The sequence below is a fragment of the Micromonospora sp. NPDC005553 genome (assembly GCF_042871765.1).
In the GTDB taxonomy this organism is placed as follows: Bacteria; Actinomycetota; Actinomycetes; order Mycobacteriales; family Micromonosporaceae; genus Micromonospora.
This window is the reverse complement of sequence record NZ_JBIAJD010000004.1, coordinates 309,124-324,870: the sequence shown is the minus strand read 5'-3', so window position 1 is coordinate 324,870 and position 15,747 is coordinate 309,124. Positions and strand designations below refer to the sequence as shown.

General features: G+C 72.3%; 15 protein-coding genes. 7 read left to right on the top strand and 8 right to left on the bottom strand.

Annotated features, from left to right (window positions below):
* Nucleotides 1–89: 89 nt before the first annotated feature.
* The 4 genes from ACFYPG_RS18650 to ACFYPG_RS18635 all read left to right on the top strand — a co-directional run bounded on the left by ACFYPG_RS18650 (nucleotide 90) and on the right by ACFYPG_RS18635 (nucleotide 3,957).
* Nucleotides 90–1,382: a sensor domain-containing protein gene (locus ACFYPG_RS18650; protein WP_355006825.1), complete on the top strand. Its 1,293-nt coding sequence runs from the start codon at nucleotides 90–92 to the stop codon at nucleotides 1,380–1,382.
* Nucleotides 1,370–2,035, top strand: coding sequence for a response regulator (locus ACFYPG_RS18645; protein ID WP_387353045.1), 666 nt, complete (start codon nucleotides 1,370–1,372; stop codon nucleotides 2,033–2,035). The genes ACFYPG_RS18650 and ACFYPG_RS18645 overlap by 13 nt, the downstream gene beginning before the upstream one ends.
* Before the next feature lie 91 nt (nucleotides 2,036–2,126).
* Complete coding sequence (locus ACFYPG_RS18640) at nucleotides 2,127–3,188, top strand: Gfo/Idh/MocA family oxidoreductase (RefSeq protein ID WP_355006827.1); 1,062 nt, start codon at nucleotides 2,127–2,129, stop codon at nucleotides 3,186–3,188.
* A 220-nt stretch (nucleotides 3,189–3,408) separates the two neighbouring features.
* The gene (locus tag ACFYPG_RS18635) at nucleotides 3,409–3,957 is read left to right on the top strand and encodes a DUF1062 domain-containing protein (RefSeq protein WP_387353042.1); all 549 of its coding nucleotides are present in this window, start codon (nucleotides 3,409–3,411) and stop codon (nucleotides 3,955–3,957) included.
* Between the two features lie 42 nt (nucleotides 3,958–3,999).
* Here ACFYPG_RS18635 and ACFYPG_RS18630 read toward each other — a convergent pair whose 3' ends face one another.
* The 3 genes from ACFYPG_RS18630 to ACFYPG_RS18620 all read right to left on the bottom strand — a co-directional run bounded on the left by ACFYPG_RS18630 (nucleotide 4,000) and on the right by ACFYPG_RS18620 (nucleotide 6,029).
* On the bottom strand, nucleotides 4,000–4,158 hold the full coding sequence (locus tag ACFYPG_RS18630; RefSeq protein WP_355006829.1) for a hypothetical protein: 159 nt from the start codon (nucleotides 4,156–4,158) through the stop codon (nucleotides 4,000–4,002).
* Between the two features lie 265 nt (nucleotides 4,159–4,423).
* Complete coding sequence (locus ACFYPG_RS18625; protein WP_030335934.1) at nucleotides 4,424–4,645, bottom strand: hypothetical protein; 222 nt, start codon at nucleotides 4,643–4,645, stop codon at nucleotides 4,424–4,426.
* Nucleotides 4,646–4,946: 301 nt separating this feature from the next.
* Nucleotides 4,947–6,029: a PIN domain-containing protein gene (locus ACFYPG_RS18620; RefSeq protein ID WP_355006830.1), complete on the bottom strand. Its 1,083-nt coding sequence runs from the start codon at nucleotides 6,027–6,029 to the stop codon at nucleotides 4,947–4,949.
* A gap of 219 nt (nucleotides 6,030–6,248) precedes the next feature.
* Here ACFYPG_RS18620 and ACFYPG_RS18615 point away from each other — a divergent pair, with 219 nt between their 5' ends.
* Complete coding sequence (locus ACFYPG_RS18615; protein WP_387353040.1) at nucleotides 6,249–8,285, top strand: glycosyl hydrolase family 28-related protein; 2,037 nt, start codon at nucleotides 6,249–6,251, stop codon at nucleotides 8,283–8,285.
* A 45-nt stretch (nucleotides 8,286–8,330) separates the two neighbouring features.
* Here ACFYPG_RS18615 and ACFYPG_RS18610 read toward each other — a convergent pair whose 3' ends face one another.
* From ACFYPG_RS18610 to ACFYPG_RS18595, 4 genes are all read right to left on the bottom strand, one after another.
* The gene (locus tag ACFYPG_RS18610; RefSeq protein ID WP_387353038.1) at nucleotides 8,331–8,963 is read right to left on the bottom strand and encodes a hypothetical protein; all 633 of its coding nucleotides are present in this window, start codon (nucleotides 8,961–8,963) and stop codon (nucleotides 8,331–8,333) included.
* Nucleotides 8,964–8,976: 13 nt separating this feature from the next.
* Nucleotides 8,977–10,074, bottom strand: coding sequence for an SRPBCC domain-containing protein (locus ACFYPG_RS18605; RefSeq protein WP_387353037.1), 1,098 nt, complete (start codon nucleotides 10,072–10,074; stop codon nucleotides 8,977–8,979).
* Between the two features lie 67 nt (nucleotides 10,075–10,141).
* Entirely contained in the window at nucleotides 10,142–11,191 is a 1,050-nt protein-coding gene (locus tag ACFYPG_RS18600) for an NAD(P)H-dependent flavin oxidoreductase (RefSeq protein ID WP_387353036.1), read from the bottom strand.
* A 44-nt stretch (nucleotides 11,192–11,235) separates the two neighbouring features.
* On the bottom strand, nucleotides 11,236–12,348 hold the full coding sequence (locus ACFYPG_RS18595; RefSeq protein ID WP_387353034.1) for a hypothetical protein: 1,113 nt from the start codon (nucleotides 12,346–12,348) through the stop codon (nucleotides 11,236–11,238).
* A gap of 150 nt (nucleotides 12,349–12,498) precedes the next feature.
* On the opposite strand from ACFYPG_RS18595, the gene ACFYPG_RS18590 reads away from it, so the two are divergent.
* Both ACFYPG_RS18590 and ACFYPG_RS18585 read left to right on the top strand, forming a co-directional pair.
* A complete protein-coding gene (locus tag ACFYPG_RS18590) occupies nucleotides 12,499–13,449 on the top strand; it encodes a hypothetical protein (RefSeq protein ID WP_387353032.1) in 951 nt (316 codons plus the stop codon).
* A gap of 266 nt (nucleotides 13,450–13,715) precedes the next feature.
* A complete protein-coding gene (locus tag ACFYPG_RS18585; RefSeq protein ID WP_355006837.1) occupies nucleotides 13,716–13,988 on the top strand; it encodes a hypothetical protein in 273 nt (90 codons plus the stop codon).
* A gap of 290 nt (nucleotides 13,989–14,278) precedes the next feature.
* Here the strand turns inward: ACFYPG_RS18585 and ACFYPG_RS18580 are convergent, their stop codons facing one another.
* Nucleotides 14,279–15,547, bottom strand: coding sequence for an Nramp family divalent metal transporter (locus ACFYPG_RS18580; RefSeq protein WP_387353030.1), 1,269 nt, complete (start codon nucleotides 15,545–15,547; stop codon nucleotides 14,279–14,281).
* Nucleotides 15,548–15,747 lie beyond the last annotated feature (200 nt).

The following is a 15,747-nucleotide window of genomic DNA, read 5'->3' as shown; positions in this document are numbered from 1 at the left end:
ACACCCGTTCGCTGGTAGTGCTGGGCATACCCCGAAGAGGGGATCTGGACGGCTGGGGCACCCGGTTGCCCCCGATTAGCGTCTGCTGCATGACCACGGAACACCCTTCGCACCTGGCCGAGGCGCTGCGCCGCCGCCGCTGGCTGATCTCCGCGTGGCCCTGGCGCGCGCTGGCCTACCTGGTCACCACGGTGCCGATCGCCGGCGTGCTCGGCGTCGGGCTGCTCGTCATCGGCGCGCCCCTGCTGGCCGCCGCCAACGGGCTCCGCCTGCACGGCCGACCACCGAGCATCGCGCTGATGCTGTTCCTGGCGACCGGCAGCCTCACCCTGTTGGCGTTGGCCCCGCTCGTGAGCTTCCCGGTGGCCGTCGTCGAGCGGTGGCGGGTCGGGCTCGTCGACGGTCGCCCGCTGCCCTCGTCGCCGTGGCCGGGCCTGGTCGCCCGCTACCGCAACGCCGCGACCTGGCGGGAGGTGGCCTACCTGTTCTGGCTGGGCGGGTTCACTCCGGTCGCCTACTGGGTGTTCCTGGTGCTGGTGCTGCTCGACCTCGGAATGATCTCCAGCCCCTGGCTGGCCGGAGACGCCAACCAGCCGGTGGTGATCTGGCAGCCGATCGACAGCACCGGCGAAGCCATTCCGTACGCCATCGTGGGGGTGCTGCTGGTCCCGGTTCTCTGGTACGCCGTCGGTCTGCTCGCCGCCGTCCAGGCAGCCGTGGCCCGGTGGTTGCTGGCCCACCCGGTGGACGCGGCGGCGCTGCGCGAGGTCACCCGCTCCCGCACCCGACTGGTCGGCGCGTACGAGGCCGAACGCCGTCGCATCGAGCGCGACCTGCACGACGGCGCACAGCCCCGGCTGACCAGCCTCACCCTCCAGCTCGGGCTGGCCCGGCTGGACGTACCCGAGGACTCCCCCGCGTCCCGCCCCCTCGCCGTGGCGCACGACCAGGCCCGGGGCCTGATGGTGATGCTGCGGCAGTTGGTGCACGGCATCCGCCCGCAGAGCCTCACCGACCTCGGCCTGGCCGGCGCCGTCCGAGAGCTGGCCGACGCCGCCACCATCCCGGTCGCCGTGCACGCCGACCTGCACGACGAGCTGCCGGAGATCGTGGACACCACCGCCTACTTCGTGGTCTCCGAGGCGCTGGGCAACGTGGCCCGGCACGCCCGGGCGACCCGCGCCGACGTACGCCTCACCCGGGTCGGCGGTGACCTCGTCGTCGAGGTGACCGACGACGGCCACGGCGGCGCCGACCCGGCCCGGGGCACCGGCCTGACCGGGCTCGCCGACCGGGTCGCCGCCGTGGACGGCCGGCTACTGCTGTCCAGCCCGCCCGGCGGTCCTACAGTGGTCCGGGTGGAGTTGCCATGTCGTCGGTGACCCGGGTGGTGCTCGCCGAGGACGAGGTGCTGCTGCGGGAGGGTCTGGTCGCGCTGCTGACCCGCTTCGACTTCACCATGTGCGCGGCCGTCGGCTCCGCACCGGACCTGCTGGCGGCGGCCCGCGACCACCAACCGGACCTGGTGCTGACCGATATCCGGATGCCGCCGGGCCGCCGCGACGACGGGCTGCGCGCGGCCGTCACATTGCGCACCGAGCGACCTGACCTCCCGGTCGTGGTGCTCAGCCAGTACGTGCAGACCGGGTACGCGGCGGCTCTGCTGGACAGCGGCGACGGCCAACGCGTCGGCTACCTGCTCAAGGACCGGGTCGCCGAGGTCACCGAGTTCGTCGACACGCTGCGCCGGGTCGCCGACGGCGGCACCGCCATCGACCCGGACGTGGTCCGGCAACTGCTGCACCGCCCCCGCGACCCGCTCGCCGCGCTGTCCGCCCGGGAACGGGAGGTGTTGGCGCTGCTCGCCGAGGGACGCTCCAACGCCTCGATCGCCGGCCGGTTGCACGTCAGCGAGGCGGCGGTCGGCAAGCATGTCGGCAACATCCTGCTGAAGCTCGACCTGCCCCCCAGCGACGACACCAACCGGCGGGTGCTCGCGGTCCTCACCTACCTGCGCGCCGACCCGGTGACCTGACCGGCACCGGGCCGAGATCGGGCCCGGCGTAGATTCTTCTCAGCGGTACCGCGCCAGGTCAGGGCGCGGACCATCCAGACGGGGGCACGGCATGGCGAAGACGCTGCGGGTTGGTCTGCTGGGGTACGGGCTGGCGGGCCGGGTGTTCCACGCGCCGCTGATCGCCGCGACCCCCGGGCTGCGGCTCGACGCCATCGTGACCCGTGATCCGCAGCGACGCGAGCAGGCGCGACAGCACTTCCCGGACGCCCGCCTGGTCGACGACGCCGACGAGTTGTGGCGTACCCCGGACGCCCTGGACCTGGTCGTGGTGGCGACGCCGAACCGGCAGCACGTGCCGATGGCGCGCGCGGCGCTCGCCGCCGGCCTGCCGGTCGTCGTCGACAAGCCCCTCTCCCCGACCGCCGCGGAGGGCCGCGTGCTGATCGACGAGGCGACCGAGCGTGGGGTGCCGCTGACGGTCTTCCAGAACCGGCGCTGGGACGGTGACTTCCTGACCGTCCGCCGCCTGGTCGAGCAGGGCGAGTTGGGGCAGGTGCTGCGCTTCGAGTCCCGGTTCGAGCGCTTCCGTCCGACGATCAAGCCGGGCTGGCGGGAGCTTGCCGGGCCGGAGGAGGCCGGCGGCGCCCTCTTCGACCTCGGTGCCCACCTCGTCGACCAGGCGGTGCAGCTGTTCGGCCAGGTCGAGAGGGTGTACGCGGAGGTGGACCGTCGCCGCTCGGGCGCGGCCGTCGACGACGACGCCTTCGTGGCGTTGACCCACGCCAGCGGGGTCCACTCGCACCTGTGGATGGGTGCGGTGACCGCTCAGCTCGGGCCGCGCCTGCGGGTGCTGGGCGACCGGGCCGGCTACACCAGCTACGGGCTGGACGTGCAGGAGGCGGCGCTGCACGACGGTGGCCGCCCGGACCAGCCGGGCTGGGGTGAGGTCCCGCCGGACCGCTACGGCCTGCTCGGCGTCGACGGTGACCTGCGGCCGGTGCCGACCGAACCCGGCGCGTACCAGAGCTTCTACGCCCAGGTGGCGGCTGCGCTGCGCGACGGCACGCCGATGCCGGTGGACCCACGGGACTCCGTCCACACTGTCGAGTTGATCGAGCTGGCCCACCGGTCGGCGGCCGAGGGCGCGGTCCTGCCGGTTTCGAAGGCCTGACCGGTTCGCTCGTCCCGCCACCCGGGCTCCTGACTGACGCGTAAAACCAGTGGAGCGGCGCCGCCGTGCGCCGTTACCGTGCTGCGTAACCAGGTCGTCTAGGCAAGGACGTGCCGTTGTACACCCTGTGAGACCTCCCGAGAGCTGATCTGTCGCGCGTCGCGCCTGTGCGCCGCGCTCCTTTTTGCTGCGGACTTCTCACTGAAACCGGTGTACCTCTGTGCTCATTCACTGGGCCGTCGTGCCCACCTGCCTGCCGATCGTCAACCGCCGTTGCCACGCGTGCCCGTCCCAACGCCTTCGGGCGAGCGGCAAGTTCCGTGTCAACGCCAACCACAAGCTCCTCGACGTCTGGCTTCTCGTGCTCTGCACCGAGTGCGGGGAGACGGCGAAACTCACCGTCCTGGAACGGATGACCGTACGCACCATCCCACCCGAACTGCTGGACCGGCTCCATTCCAACGATGCAGGCCTGGTCGCCGAACTGCTCCGGGATCCGGCCGTCCAGCACCGGAACCGATTCGCCCTGGACTGGACCGACGCCTGGCGTCTCGACACCGGCGGATCGGAGTACCTGGACCTCGACGTGATCGACGTCGCGGTCCGCAACGCGGCACGGGTCCCGGTCCGGCCGACCCGACTGATCGCTGAGGGTTGCCGTCTGTCGCGCGGCGAGATCGACCGACTGATCATGGAAGGCAAGGTCGTTTCGGCGTTCCGGTTGAGCGGCAAGCTCTCCGGCGACTTCACCTTCACGCTGAAGCACTGAGCCGATCATGGGGGGCCTGTCCGGCAGGACGCCGGGCAGGCCCTAATCGGCGTTCTCCTCAGTGGGAGCACCGTCCGGCGCGCGGGCGTCGTCGTCGGTCAGCGCGTCGTCCGACGAGGTGCCGAGGTTGGCGAGCCGACGCTCGGCCTCTCGGACCTCCTCGTCGATCCTGGGGTTCTCCTCGTCGGGACCCTGCGACATGGGCGACCTCCATCGGGCGCGACCGGCAGCCCTCCGGATACCCGACCTGAGGGCGGGGACACGGAGATCCGCCGCCATCCCTTGATCAGGTGATGAGAAGTAGCTCAATCCGCTCCCCGGGACCTACTTTTCATCACTTGATCACTTGATGAGGAGTAGTTGAGCCGGCCAGCCGAGTTGTGGAGTGGTAACCGAGCGCCGGGCCCGGTCGGCGGGCGCGCCGGGCTGTAGCCCAGGAGCGTTGCCGACCCGGCCCGGTGCCGGATCAGCGCTGCTTCAGCTCGCGCCAGGATGGGTGGGTGCCGCGCCAGGCGTCGGCGAGGATGGCCGCCGAGGCCCGGCTTGGGCACTGCTGCACCCGCTCACGACCCGACGCCCCACCGATCTGGGCGCGGACCTCCCAACCCTGCCCGTCAGTACGGATGTACACGTCCCGGCGCCCGCGCGGGGTCGTGTCTCCGTTCCACCAGTGCTCCTCCACCTTCATTCGCCGACCGTATAGCAATTCCCGCGCGGAGGGTACGGCGCAGGTATGCCCGGACTGGGGCAAGGGCGACAATCCAGGCGCATTTCGGGCCAACCGTTGGCGGTTCGAAACCATAACGGGCGGTTCTCCCGCTCCTGAGTTGCGAATCAGGAAGCTCTGCCCTGCAGCCCGCCCGCAATCCCCAACCTTGTTGATCAAGAAGTTCGCGTCAGGGATCGCGTTCCCACTAACGGAAACCTCTTGATCAGCTCGTGCGGGAGGGCGGGTCAGCGGGAGGGTGGGGTGTGGGTCGGCGGGGCGGTCAGGTTTGGGTTGTCAGGAGGTAGTCGTCGGCTTCGGGGCTCCAGCGCAGGTCCAGTACGCCGGCGGTGGCGGCGGCCTTGCAGAACTGTAGGAAGCTGCGGTAGCCGAGCTTCTTCTCGCTGAAGTCGGGGCGGGCCCGGCGTACCTGGTTCTTCAACCCGGACAACGCCACCGGGTTGCCGCCGCTACCGAGGTCCGCCACGACGCCCCGGAGCAGACCGAACGCCACCTCCCGGTCGCCGTGCTCGGGCAGTGAGACCTCGGGGTCACCCTTCGCCGGCCCCTCGGCCAGCTCGATCACGTTGCGCTCGGCGAGGTGGCGCAGCAGTTCGCCGAAGGTGCGGAAGCCGTAGTCGGACTCACTGAAGGTGGGGTCCTTGCGCAACAGGGTCCGCTTGAGCCGGGAGGCGGTGACCTCGCCGTTGGCGCTGCCCTGCAAACCGGCGACCGACTGGGCGACGAGCACCGCGAGGGCGTCCACATCCCGATCGGGCTCCGCGTCCTGCGGTCGACGGTCCTGCTCCTGCTCCGGCTCGGGTGGGCGCTGTTCCGCGCCGGCCTGCCGGGTGGCGGGACGAGCGCGCCGACCACGGGCCGGCGGGATGTCCACGCCCTCCAAGCGGTCGTAGTACAGGAACTCGTCGCACGCCGGGGGAAGCAGCCCCGAGGTGGACCCCTCGACCCCGACGCCGATGACCCGCTTGTTCAGCTCGCGCAGCTTGTGCACCAGCGGGGTGAAGTCGCTGTCACCACTGCAGATCACGAAGGTGGAGATGTAGTCGCGTTCGAACGCCAACTCGATCGCGTCGACGGCCATCTTGATGTCCGCGGCGTTCTTACGGGACGCGCCCATCCGCTGCGGGATCTCGATCAGCTCGACATGGGACCGAGTGAGCATCCGGCGGTCCTCGTCGAAGTAGGACCAGTCGGCGTACGCCCGTCGGACGACCACCCGACCTCGTTCGGCCAGCGCGTCGGCGATGGGCCGGAAGTCGAAGGCCGCGCCGCCACGATGGTCGCGCGCGCCCAACGCGAGGTTCTCGTAGTCGAGGAAGAGGGCAATCCGGTCTTCTTGATCCACGCGGATCAGCCTACGCCGGGCGTGAGCTGGTGGGGGCAGGCGACGCGCGGCACCTCAACTCGACAACCGTCCATTTCTTGCGGCCTGATAGTCGTTTATTTTCGTTGTTCGATAGTCGTCTTGCAGCGCTCTGTCTGGTGCTGCATCATGGCGATCAATGTCGGGCGTCGGGGGGACGCCGGGCGGACCTCCACCACCACCCACCCAGGAGGGTCACCGATGTTTCGCAGCCTCACGCCGGCGCGGGGACGCCCCGGCCGGCCCGGCGGCACCGCCGTCGCGCTCGCGGCCGGTCTCGCCGTGCTGGTCGCCGGACCCACCGCGGCCGTCGCCAGTCCACCCGCGTCCGCCGGCGCGCAGCCGGTGGTCACCCGGGCCGCCCTCGATCCGGCGCTGGTCGCCGGACGCGGCGCGGACGTCGACTTCCTTGAGCAGGAAGCGGAGAACGCCCGCACCAACGGCGAGATCATCGGGCCCGACCGGACCGCCTACACGCTGCCCGCGGAGGCTTCCGGCCGCCGGGCGGTCCGGCTCACCCCCGGGGAGTACGTGGAGTTCGTCCTGCCCAGCGCGGCGAACGGGATCACCGTGCGGTACAGCATCCCGGACGCGCCGCAGGGTGGCGGGATCACCGCGCCGCTGCGGGTCGCCGTCAACGGCAAGCACCTGCGCACCATGACGCTGACGTCGCAGTACTCGTGGCTCTACAACCAGTACCCGTTCACCAACGACCCGCAGGCCGGGCTGCTGCACCCGGACTGGTGGATCACCGAGTGCCAGTGCGTGCCGTCGGCCACCACGCCGTACCCGAGCATCACCAAGCCGTTCCGGCCCACCCACTTCTACGACGAGCAGCGGCTGCTGCTCGGGCGTACCTACCGGGCCGGCGACAAGGTCCGGCTCACCGCGCCGCCCGGCAGCGCCGCAGCCTGGACGGTCATCGACCTGCTCGACTCCGAGTTGGTGGCGCCGCCGCACGTCCGACTGCTCGCGGCGAACGTGCTCGCCTTCGGCGCCGACCCCACCGGCCGGCGGGACTCCGCCGACGCGTTTGACCGGGCCATCGCCTTCGCTCGGCGCGCCCACCTCAAGGTCTACATTCCGCCGGGCACCTACCAGGTCAACCGGCACATCATCGTCGACGACGTGACCATCGAGGGTGCCGGCAGCTGGTACACCACGATCAAGGGCCGCGAGGTCGCCCTGCCGACTCCCGCGCCGGACGGCTCCGTGCACACCGGGGTCGGGTTCTACGGGCGGGACGCCGCCGACGGCGGCAGCCGCAACGTGCACCTCTCCGGCTTCGCGATCGAGGGCGACGTTCGGGAACGCATCGACACCGACCAGGTCAACGCGATCGGTGGGGCGATGAGCGACTCCACGATCGACGGGCTCTACCTGCACCACACCAAGGCAGGTCTGTGGTTCGACGGCCCGATGCGCAACGTCCGCGTCACCAACAACATCATCGTCGACCAGATCGCCGACGCGCTCAACTTCCACACCGGCGTGACCGACTCCCTCGTGTCGCACAACTTCGTCCGCAACACCGGCGACGACGGCCTGGCGATGTGGTCGGAGAAGACGGCCAACGCACGGAACACGTTCGACCACAACACAGTGCAGTCACCGACCCTGGCCAACGGCATCGCCATCTACGGCGGCACCGACACCACCGTCTCGCACAACCTGGTCGCCGACCCGGTACGGGAGGGCAGCGGCCTGCACGCCGGGGCCCGCTTCGGCGCGGAGCCGTTCACCGGGCACCTGCGCTTCACGAACAACACCACGGCCCGCGCCGGCACGTACGAGCTGAACTGGAACATCGGGCTGGGCGCGATCTGGGTCTTCGCCCTGGATCGCAGCATCGAGGCGCCCATCGAGGTGACCGGCGACGCGTACCTGGACAACACGTACAACGCGATCATGCTGGTCAGCGACTGGCCGGTGAAGGACCTCTACTCGATCTCCGACGCGCGGTTCCGGGACGTCCGGGTCGACGGCACCGGCACCTCGGTGCTCAGCGCCCGCGCTGCCGGGTCCGCCTCGTTCGCCAACGTGGACGCTCGCAACGTGGGCGCGGTCGGCGTCAACAACTGCGGATCGTTCCACTTCACCCCGGCCGGTTCGGAGTTCACACTGACCGACCTCGGCGGTAACGACGGCGGGTGGCTCGCGCCGTGGCTGCTGCCCAACACCATCACCTGCGACGACCGGCCGCCCGTGTCGCCGCCCCCGCCGCCGGCGCAGTGGTGACAGCGGTGGGCGGCCCGAGCGATCGGGCCGCCCACCGCACACGGATCAGCGCATCCTGGCGTACGCCAGCGGAACGGTCGTGGGCTGACCGTCCCATCTGCCGCTCAGCGTGCCCCCGGTCGACCCGTCGGCCCCGGCCCCCGGCCGGCGCACGACGACCAGCTCGACGGTGTCGGTGGCGATGAGCGTGCGGTCCTCGTCGACCACCCGTCGCACCGCGCCGACGGCCGGTACCTGGGCGGCGGCGCCGTCGACGACGACCGTCACCGTCGGCTCACGCACCTCGCGCCGGCCGTCGACCTCGAAGTACTGCTCCGCCTGGCCGCTGCCGGTGAGGATCGCGTGGGCGAGCGCGGCCGCGTAGACCGGGTCGACGCAGCCGTCGTACACCCACCGCCTGCCGAGCACCGAATGCTCGGTGGTGCCGACGAGCCAGCTGTCCGCACCGTCGAGGGGCGCGGCGCGGTAGGTGAGCGGAACATGGTGGACCGGCCCGTCGGGGGCGCCGACCAGCATCGTCTCGATGCCGACCTCGCCGTCCGGGTCGTCGAAGCGGTAGGCGCCCCGGCTGACCACCTCGACTCCGGTCGGTCCGGCGTACCACTGTCGGGTGGGCAGCCAGGCCGTCAGCAGGTCCAGTTTCGTGGGGTGCAGGGTCGCCCTGTGCAGCAATGCCATGGCGGCAGCCTAGTCAGAGGCCCGCGCACTGTTGCCCGCCGATCGTGCAGCTCTCCGGCTCCCGGGCGTTCGGCCGGCTGTCGCGGACGTCGAAGCTGATCGTCTGGGATCCCCCGGCCGCCACGGCGGCTCCGGTGAAGGTGATCACCCGTCGGTCCTGTCGCCAGTTCGCGCCCTCGACGTCGTCGACAGTGGTGCCTTCGGCGAGGGTGACCACCACTGCCCAGTCCGCCACGGGTGCGCCGCCGGGGTTGCCGACCACGATCTCTCCGGTGTAGCCGAACAGTCTGTCGGATTCGGTCTCGTAGCGGGCCGTGACGGGCGCCGGTGGCGGAGGTGGCGCCGCCGACGTGGGCGTCAGCGAGGGCTTCGCCGACGGGGTCCGGGTCGGCCGGGTGGTCGCCGATGCGGTGGCCCGGGAGGGGCGCGCCGAGGGGGTCGCCGTGGAGACGACCGTCGCCCTGCCGGCCGTCGCGGTCGGCGACGCGGACGCGGTAGCGGTCGGTGCGGGCGCGGCGACCGGCTTCGGGTCGGGCGACAACGTCACCCATGCCGCCGTCCCCGCCAGCAGCACGGCCCCGGCGACCACGGCGATCAGCGTGCGACGCCGACGGGGGTTGCGGCCGGCCCTGCCGCGTACGCCGATCAGCGGCAGTTCCGCGGTCATCCCACCGTCGGCCCGGCGCAGGTCGACCTGCTGGAAGGCGAGCCAGTCGAGAATGGCGGGCAGTCGTACCGTCAGCGCCTGCCGGAGCTGTTGCTCGCGCGGCTTCTGCTGCTCGACCGACCACCCGCCGTGCGTGGTGACCTCCCGCACCTCCAGCCGACAGCCCTGGGTCGTGGCCGTGACGTCACAGGTCACCTCGCTGAGCCGACCGGCCTCGTCGCAGGCCAGCACGAGCAGGTCCGGCTCCTGCCGCTCGGTGACCTCGACCTCGACATCGGCCTGGAAGCCGGGCAGGCCGGCGGTGCGCAGCAGCAACCGGTCCGGTACGCCCTCGACCATCTCGGCCTCGGCGAACCAGCGGCCGAGCAACTCCCGATCGGTCAGGGCGCGCCAGACCCGCTCAGCCGGGTGGGACAGCTCGACCTGCGCACCGATCTCGATCACGGCGAGACTCTAACGGGTTGCCCGCCCGGCCTGCCCCGCCCGCCCGAGCCGGTTGCCGACGTCCTGGTCAGCCCCAGCGGCTCGACCGCTCGACCACTGTGGCCAGCGCGGCCCGTGCGTCTGCGCTCACCTCGGCGACCACCTGCGCCGCCGGCACGTCCCGGGCCAGCGGGTGCGCCTGCCCGGCCCACAGGTTGGCCACCGATGCGTCCGCATCGCGCCGGGCGGCGGCGAGCAGGGGACGCGTCAGGTGCAGCACCTGGGGGTAACCACGCGGTGCCACCGCGTCGTGCTCGCGCAGGAAGTCGTTGGCCACGCCACGGGCCCGCTTACCGGTGTACGCCCGGGTCAACGCGGTCGGTGCGGCACCGGCCACCGCCGCCCGGTGCATCGGCGAACTGCCCGCCTCGGGGCAGCGCAGAAAGGCCGTGCCGAGTTGCGCGGCGGCAGCGCCGGCGGCCAGCACGGCGGCCACCGAGGGGCCGTCGACGAGGCCACCCGCGGCGACCAACGGCCGGTCGCAGCGGGCGGCGGTCAGCCGGAGCAGCGGCAGCAACCCGTAGTCGTCGTCGTCCGGCAGACCGCCGCGATGCCCACCAGCCTCGGTGCCCTGCACCACCACCGCGTCCACACCCAGGTCGGCGGCGGCGGTCGCGGCGTCCGGGCGGGTGACGGTGGCCCACACCTCGGTGCCCCGCTCGCGCAGGGCGCTCACCGCCGCCCGGTCGGGCAGCCCGAACACGAAGGACACGACCGGGACCGGGTCCGCGAGCAGCGCGGCCAGCTTCTCCGGGTACGCGTCGTCGCCGCCCACCGGCTCGCCCAGGCTCACGCCGCGTCGCGCGGCCTGCGGGGCGAGCCGTTCGGCGTACGCCCGGACGGCGGCCTCGTCGACCCCGCCGGGGTCGGGCAGGAAGAGGTTCACACCGAACGGCCGATCGTTACGCGAGCGGACCTCGGCAACTTCGGCGAGCAGCCGTCCGGTGTCGATCATCCCGGCGGCGAGGAAGCCCAGCCCACCCGCGGCGGACACGGCGGCCACCAGCGCGGGCGTGGACGGGCCACCAGCCATCGGGGCGGCGATGATCGGGTGACGCAACGTGGACAGGACGGACATCCCCCCATCCTGCCGTAGGCCAGGCCCGGCCCGGCCCGGCCCGCTCAGCGGCGCGCGGTGTGTCTCCACCACAGCACGCCGGCGAACCCGAGCAGCACCAGCAGTGTCCCCGCGCCGAGGGCCAGCGGCCAGGTCCGCCCACCCCCTGCGCCAGCCTCTCCGGCGGCCGGACGGACCGCAGTGGGCGACACCGGGTCGACGGACTCCGTGGAGGGCGCGGCGGTGACAGTGGTGGCCGTCGCCGGGTAGCGCAGGATCGTCGAGCGGGTGCCGGCGGGCTGACCGGCGGACTCGGAGACGGTCAGCAACGACCGGCCGTCGCGACTGTAGGTGATCGATTCGCCCTGGGGCTCGTCCGGCAACGGGGTGATCCGCGGGGTGCCGGTGGTCAACGCGCGGACGACGTCGCCGTCGGGGACGTCGTACTCGAAGGCGTCGGCGTAGCTGCGCAGCACCACCCGCCGTCCGTCCGGTGCGCTGGCCGCGCCGGTGATCACGCCGCGCCCCAGGAACGAGAACGGGTTGCTGGTCGTGGTCGAGGGCACCGTCACCTGGCCGAGCGCGGTCAGCGGCGTCGTCGCGTCCGGCCGCAACGCGGTGGCCGGCGCGTAGACGAAGACGGTGCCACTGCCGCCCTTGGTGACGATCAGCGGCCGACCGGACGCGTCGAGCAGCAGCGCCTCGGCGTCGTGCGGACGGTCCGGGTAGGTCATCCGGTGCAGCACCGGCTGCTTCGCCCCCGGTGCCAGCCGCCACACGCCGACCGTCGGCCGGGAGCGGTCGTTGTCACCGATGTCGGCGACCCAGACGGTGCCGTCCCGGCCGATGGCCAGGTCCTCGGTGTCGCGCGGCCGGGACGGGAAGGAGACGGTACGCACCACGGCGCAGCGCTGGTCGAGGAAAAAGATCCGGCGACGGGCCTCGTCGTCGGCCCCGTCGTTGATCACCACGTACCCGTCGTCGGTGGCTACCATCCCGGAGATCTCGCGCAGCCGGTCGTCGCGCACCTGGCAGACCGGCGTCCCCGCTGCCGCGCCCGCCGTGGCAGCGCCCGGCACCAGCACCACGGCCGGCGGCAGCACGCCCGCGAGCAACGCGGTCACCACCGCCCCCGCACGAGCACGCCGCCCCCAGGTCAACCGTCCACGTACCCGCATCGCCCACCCTCCTCGTCGCGGCCGTGACCGGCCACCCGCCCATCCTGGCCGATCCCGGCCACGGTCGGCGGTGATCGGGGGGACGCGCCGGGACCCCTGGTCGATGTACTGTCGCTCCGCCTGATCTTCACGCCGGGGGTGGACATGTCCGTGAGCGACACCGCGCCGGCCACCCGGTTCGCAGGGCGGCTGCTGCGCCGCCTCGGCCGCCCGGCCAGCGGCCCCGCCGTCGTCTGGGTGCCGCTCGCCGCTGTCGTCTGCGGCCTCTTCACCGGCGCCCTGGCCAGCAGGGCCGCCTGGGAGAGCTCCCGACCGCAACCCGACCGGGCCGAGGCCGCCGCCATCCTCACCGAGGTCTTTCCCGGCCACGACCTCGGCGAGATCGACACCCCGCCGGCGCTGTTCGTCGTCTACGGGCACGCGCTGCGCCTGTCGACGGTCAAGACCCTCGTGCTCGGTGACGGCGGCGAGTACCAGGAGAGCGCCACCGGCGCCGGCGCCCTCGGCGCGCCACCGGTGCCCGCCGAGCAGATCGTCACGGTGGCCCGGGAGCGCCTGACCGGTGCCGGCTGGCGGGTGTACGACCCACAGGTCTCCGACCGCGTGAGCTGCGGGGACAAGATGTGCGCCACCCCGCGGGCGGTCATCGACACCGCGCTGACCGCCCGACGTGGCGACACCATCCTGAACGCCTCGATCTCCTCGCAGACAGCCGTCGACGCCAACTACCTCTCGGTCGAGCTGCACCGCGCGCCGCCACCCCTGGTGGTCCCCGCCGGAGTGCTCGGCACGGTGCTGGGCGCGGTGGCCGGTTGGCTGGTCTTCGGCTGGGTCAGCCGACGCACCGAGGGACGCCGCAGCCGCGGCACTGTGAACGGTCTGATGGGTGTGGCCACGGTGCTGTGGTGGCTGCCGGTGCCGCTGGCCGCACCGCAGTTGCTGTACCACCACCTCGGCGAACCGCACCCGGCCTGGCACCCGTACTGGGAGTGGCTGGGCCAGCCGGCCGCGTCGCTGCTCTTCCTGGTCGGCGCGGTGTGCGTGCTGCTGGCGCTGGGGCTGGCCGCCGGTACCCGCCGGAACACCACCCAGGCCCGCTGACCGTCACGGCCGGTGTCACCTGCCTGCGCGACCTGGGGGCACCCACCACGGTACGGACGCCGACCGCCGGCCACTGCCGTCGCGCGTGACGCCACACCCCTCTCAAGATCCGCGCAACTACCGGGATGGTGCTGCTTCCGCCGCTGCGGAGGCAGCACCATCCCGGAAACTGCCGAGATCTCGACCGGCCTGCCGGCCTGACTGGAGCGCTGGCGGGTAGGCAGCGGCCCGGCGGCATGTCGACACCCGCCGGGTGGGAGGCTCCGATGAGCACGTACCGGGATGATCAGGGCGAAACGTTCCCCCCTCCGGAGGCGGATGCCCAGGAGCAACGACAGGACGCGGTCGACGTCGGGCCGCCGGACCGGGTGTCGGGTGACGTCGACCCCGAAGCGTCCGAGGCGGACCTGGCCGAGCAGGGCGCCCTTCCGGCGGGCACGCTGGAGGAGGTCACCTCGCTGCCTGCCGACGCCAACCCGGCGGACGCCCTCGAACAGCGCCAGGAGATCCAGGCCCGCGACGAGGGGCGCCGTACCTGACCACACCCGCCACCCACAGGAGGCGCGCCCGGTCACCCACGCAGTTCCGGCACGTACACAGGTCCGGCCCCCCACACGGGACCCGGCCCGACGTGGTCTTCGAGGGTGATGCCTGTGAGTCATCTTGATGACTCACAGGCATCACCCTCGTGGGAGTGTCCGGGCCCAGACAGCCTGGCCGGCTCAGCCGGCGACGCCGACCAGGCCGGCTCAGCCGGCGACGCCGACCAGGCCGGCTCAGCCGGCGACGCCGACCAGGCCGGCTCAGCCGGCGACGCCGACCAGCCGGCTCAGCCGGCGACGACCTGCCAGAGGAGAAACGCGTTGAGCGCGACCACCAGCACGGCCACCAGGGACGCCGCGGCAGTGGTCAGCGGGTGGTTGACCAGGTTGCCCATCAGATCGCGTCGGCGGGTGAAGGCGACCACCGGGATCAGCGCGAACGGGATGCCGAAGCTGAGGATGACCTGGGACAACACGAGCGCCCGGGTCGGGTCGAGGCCGATGGCGAGCACTGCCAACGCGGGCAGCAGGGTGACCAGTCGGCGCAGCAGCAGCGGAACCCGCCGCCGCAGGAAGCCCTGCATGATCACCTCTCCGGCGTAGGTGCCAACGCTCGTGGAGGCGAGCCCCGAGACCAGCAGTGCGACGGCGAAGCCGAACGCGGCGGCGGTCCCGATGGTCTGGCCGAGCCCGGCGTGCACCCCCTCCAGGCTGTCGGCGCCGCCCGGGCCGCCACCGCGGAAGCTGGCCGCGGCGATCAGCAGCATGGCGAGGTTGACCGCGCCGGCGGCGCTCAGGGCGAGCAGCACGTCGGTGCGCTGGCCGCGGAACAGGATCCGACGCTCGCTGTCGTCGGCGGCGGGGATGCGATCGCGGGTGAGCGCGGAGTGCACGTAGATGACGTGCGGCATGACTGTCGCGCCGAGGATGCCGGCGGCCAACAGCACGCTGTCAGTGCCCTGTAGGCGCGGCACCATGCCGGCCATGGCCGAGCCGGGATCGGAGCCGGAGGCGAGCAGGTTGGCGGCGAAGGCCAGCACGATCACGCCGAGCAGGACGGCGATGGCGATCTCGAAGGCGCGGTACCCGCGCGAGCGCAACGCCAGCACGGCGAAGGCCGCAGTGCCGATGATGATCCCGCCGGGCAGCAGGGGGATGCCGAAGAGCAGGTACAGGGCGACAGCGCCACCGATCACCTCGGCCAGGTCGGTGGCCATGGCCACCAACTCGGCCTGCACCCACATCACCCGGTTCACCGGTCGGGGCAGGCGTTCCCGGCACAACTCGGGCAGGCTGCGCCCGGTGGCCAGACCGAGCTTCGCGGTGAGCGTCTGCACCAGCATCGCCATCAGGTTCGCCACCACCACGACCCAGACCAGCAGGTAGCCGTAGCGGGCGCCGGCGGCGGAGTTGGTGGCGAAGTTGCCGGGGTCGACGTACGCGACGGCGGCGACGAACGCCGGGCCGAGCAGGATCAACCGCCCGCGTACGCGGCCCCGGGCGCGAGCGGCCTGTAGTGGAGTCGCCCTCGATGTCGTCAGTTCGTTGGTGACCATCGAACACCTCCCGTCCACTCGGATCGCTGCCGGTCCCTTCCCCACGTGCTGACCCTTGGGTGCCAACCGGTGGCCTGCCGGTGCCACCTGGGTCGGCCCGCCCGACAGGACTCGATGCGCCCGCCGGCAAGCAACGCGGCGCGCCGGGCGAGACGCGCCCGCGCCTGAACAGAACGTGCCCCTTCGGGCTTGACAGCCGG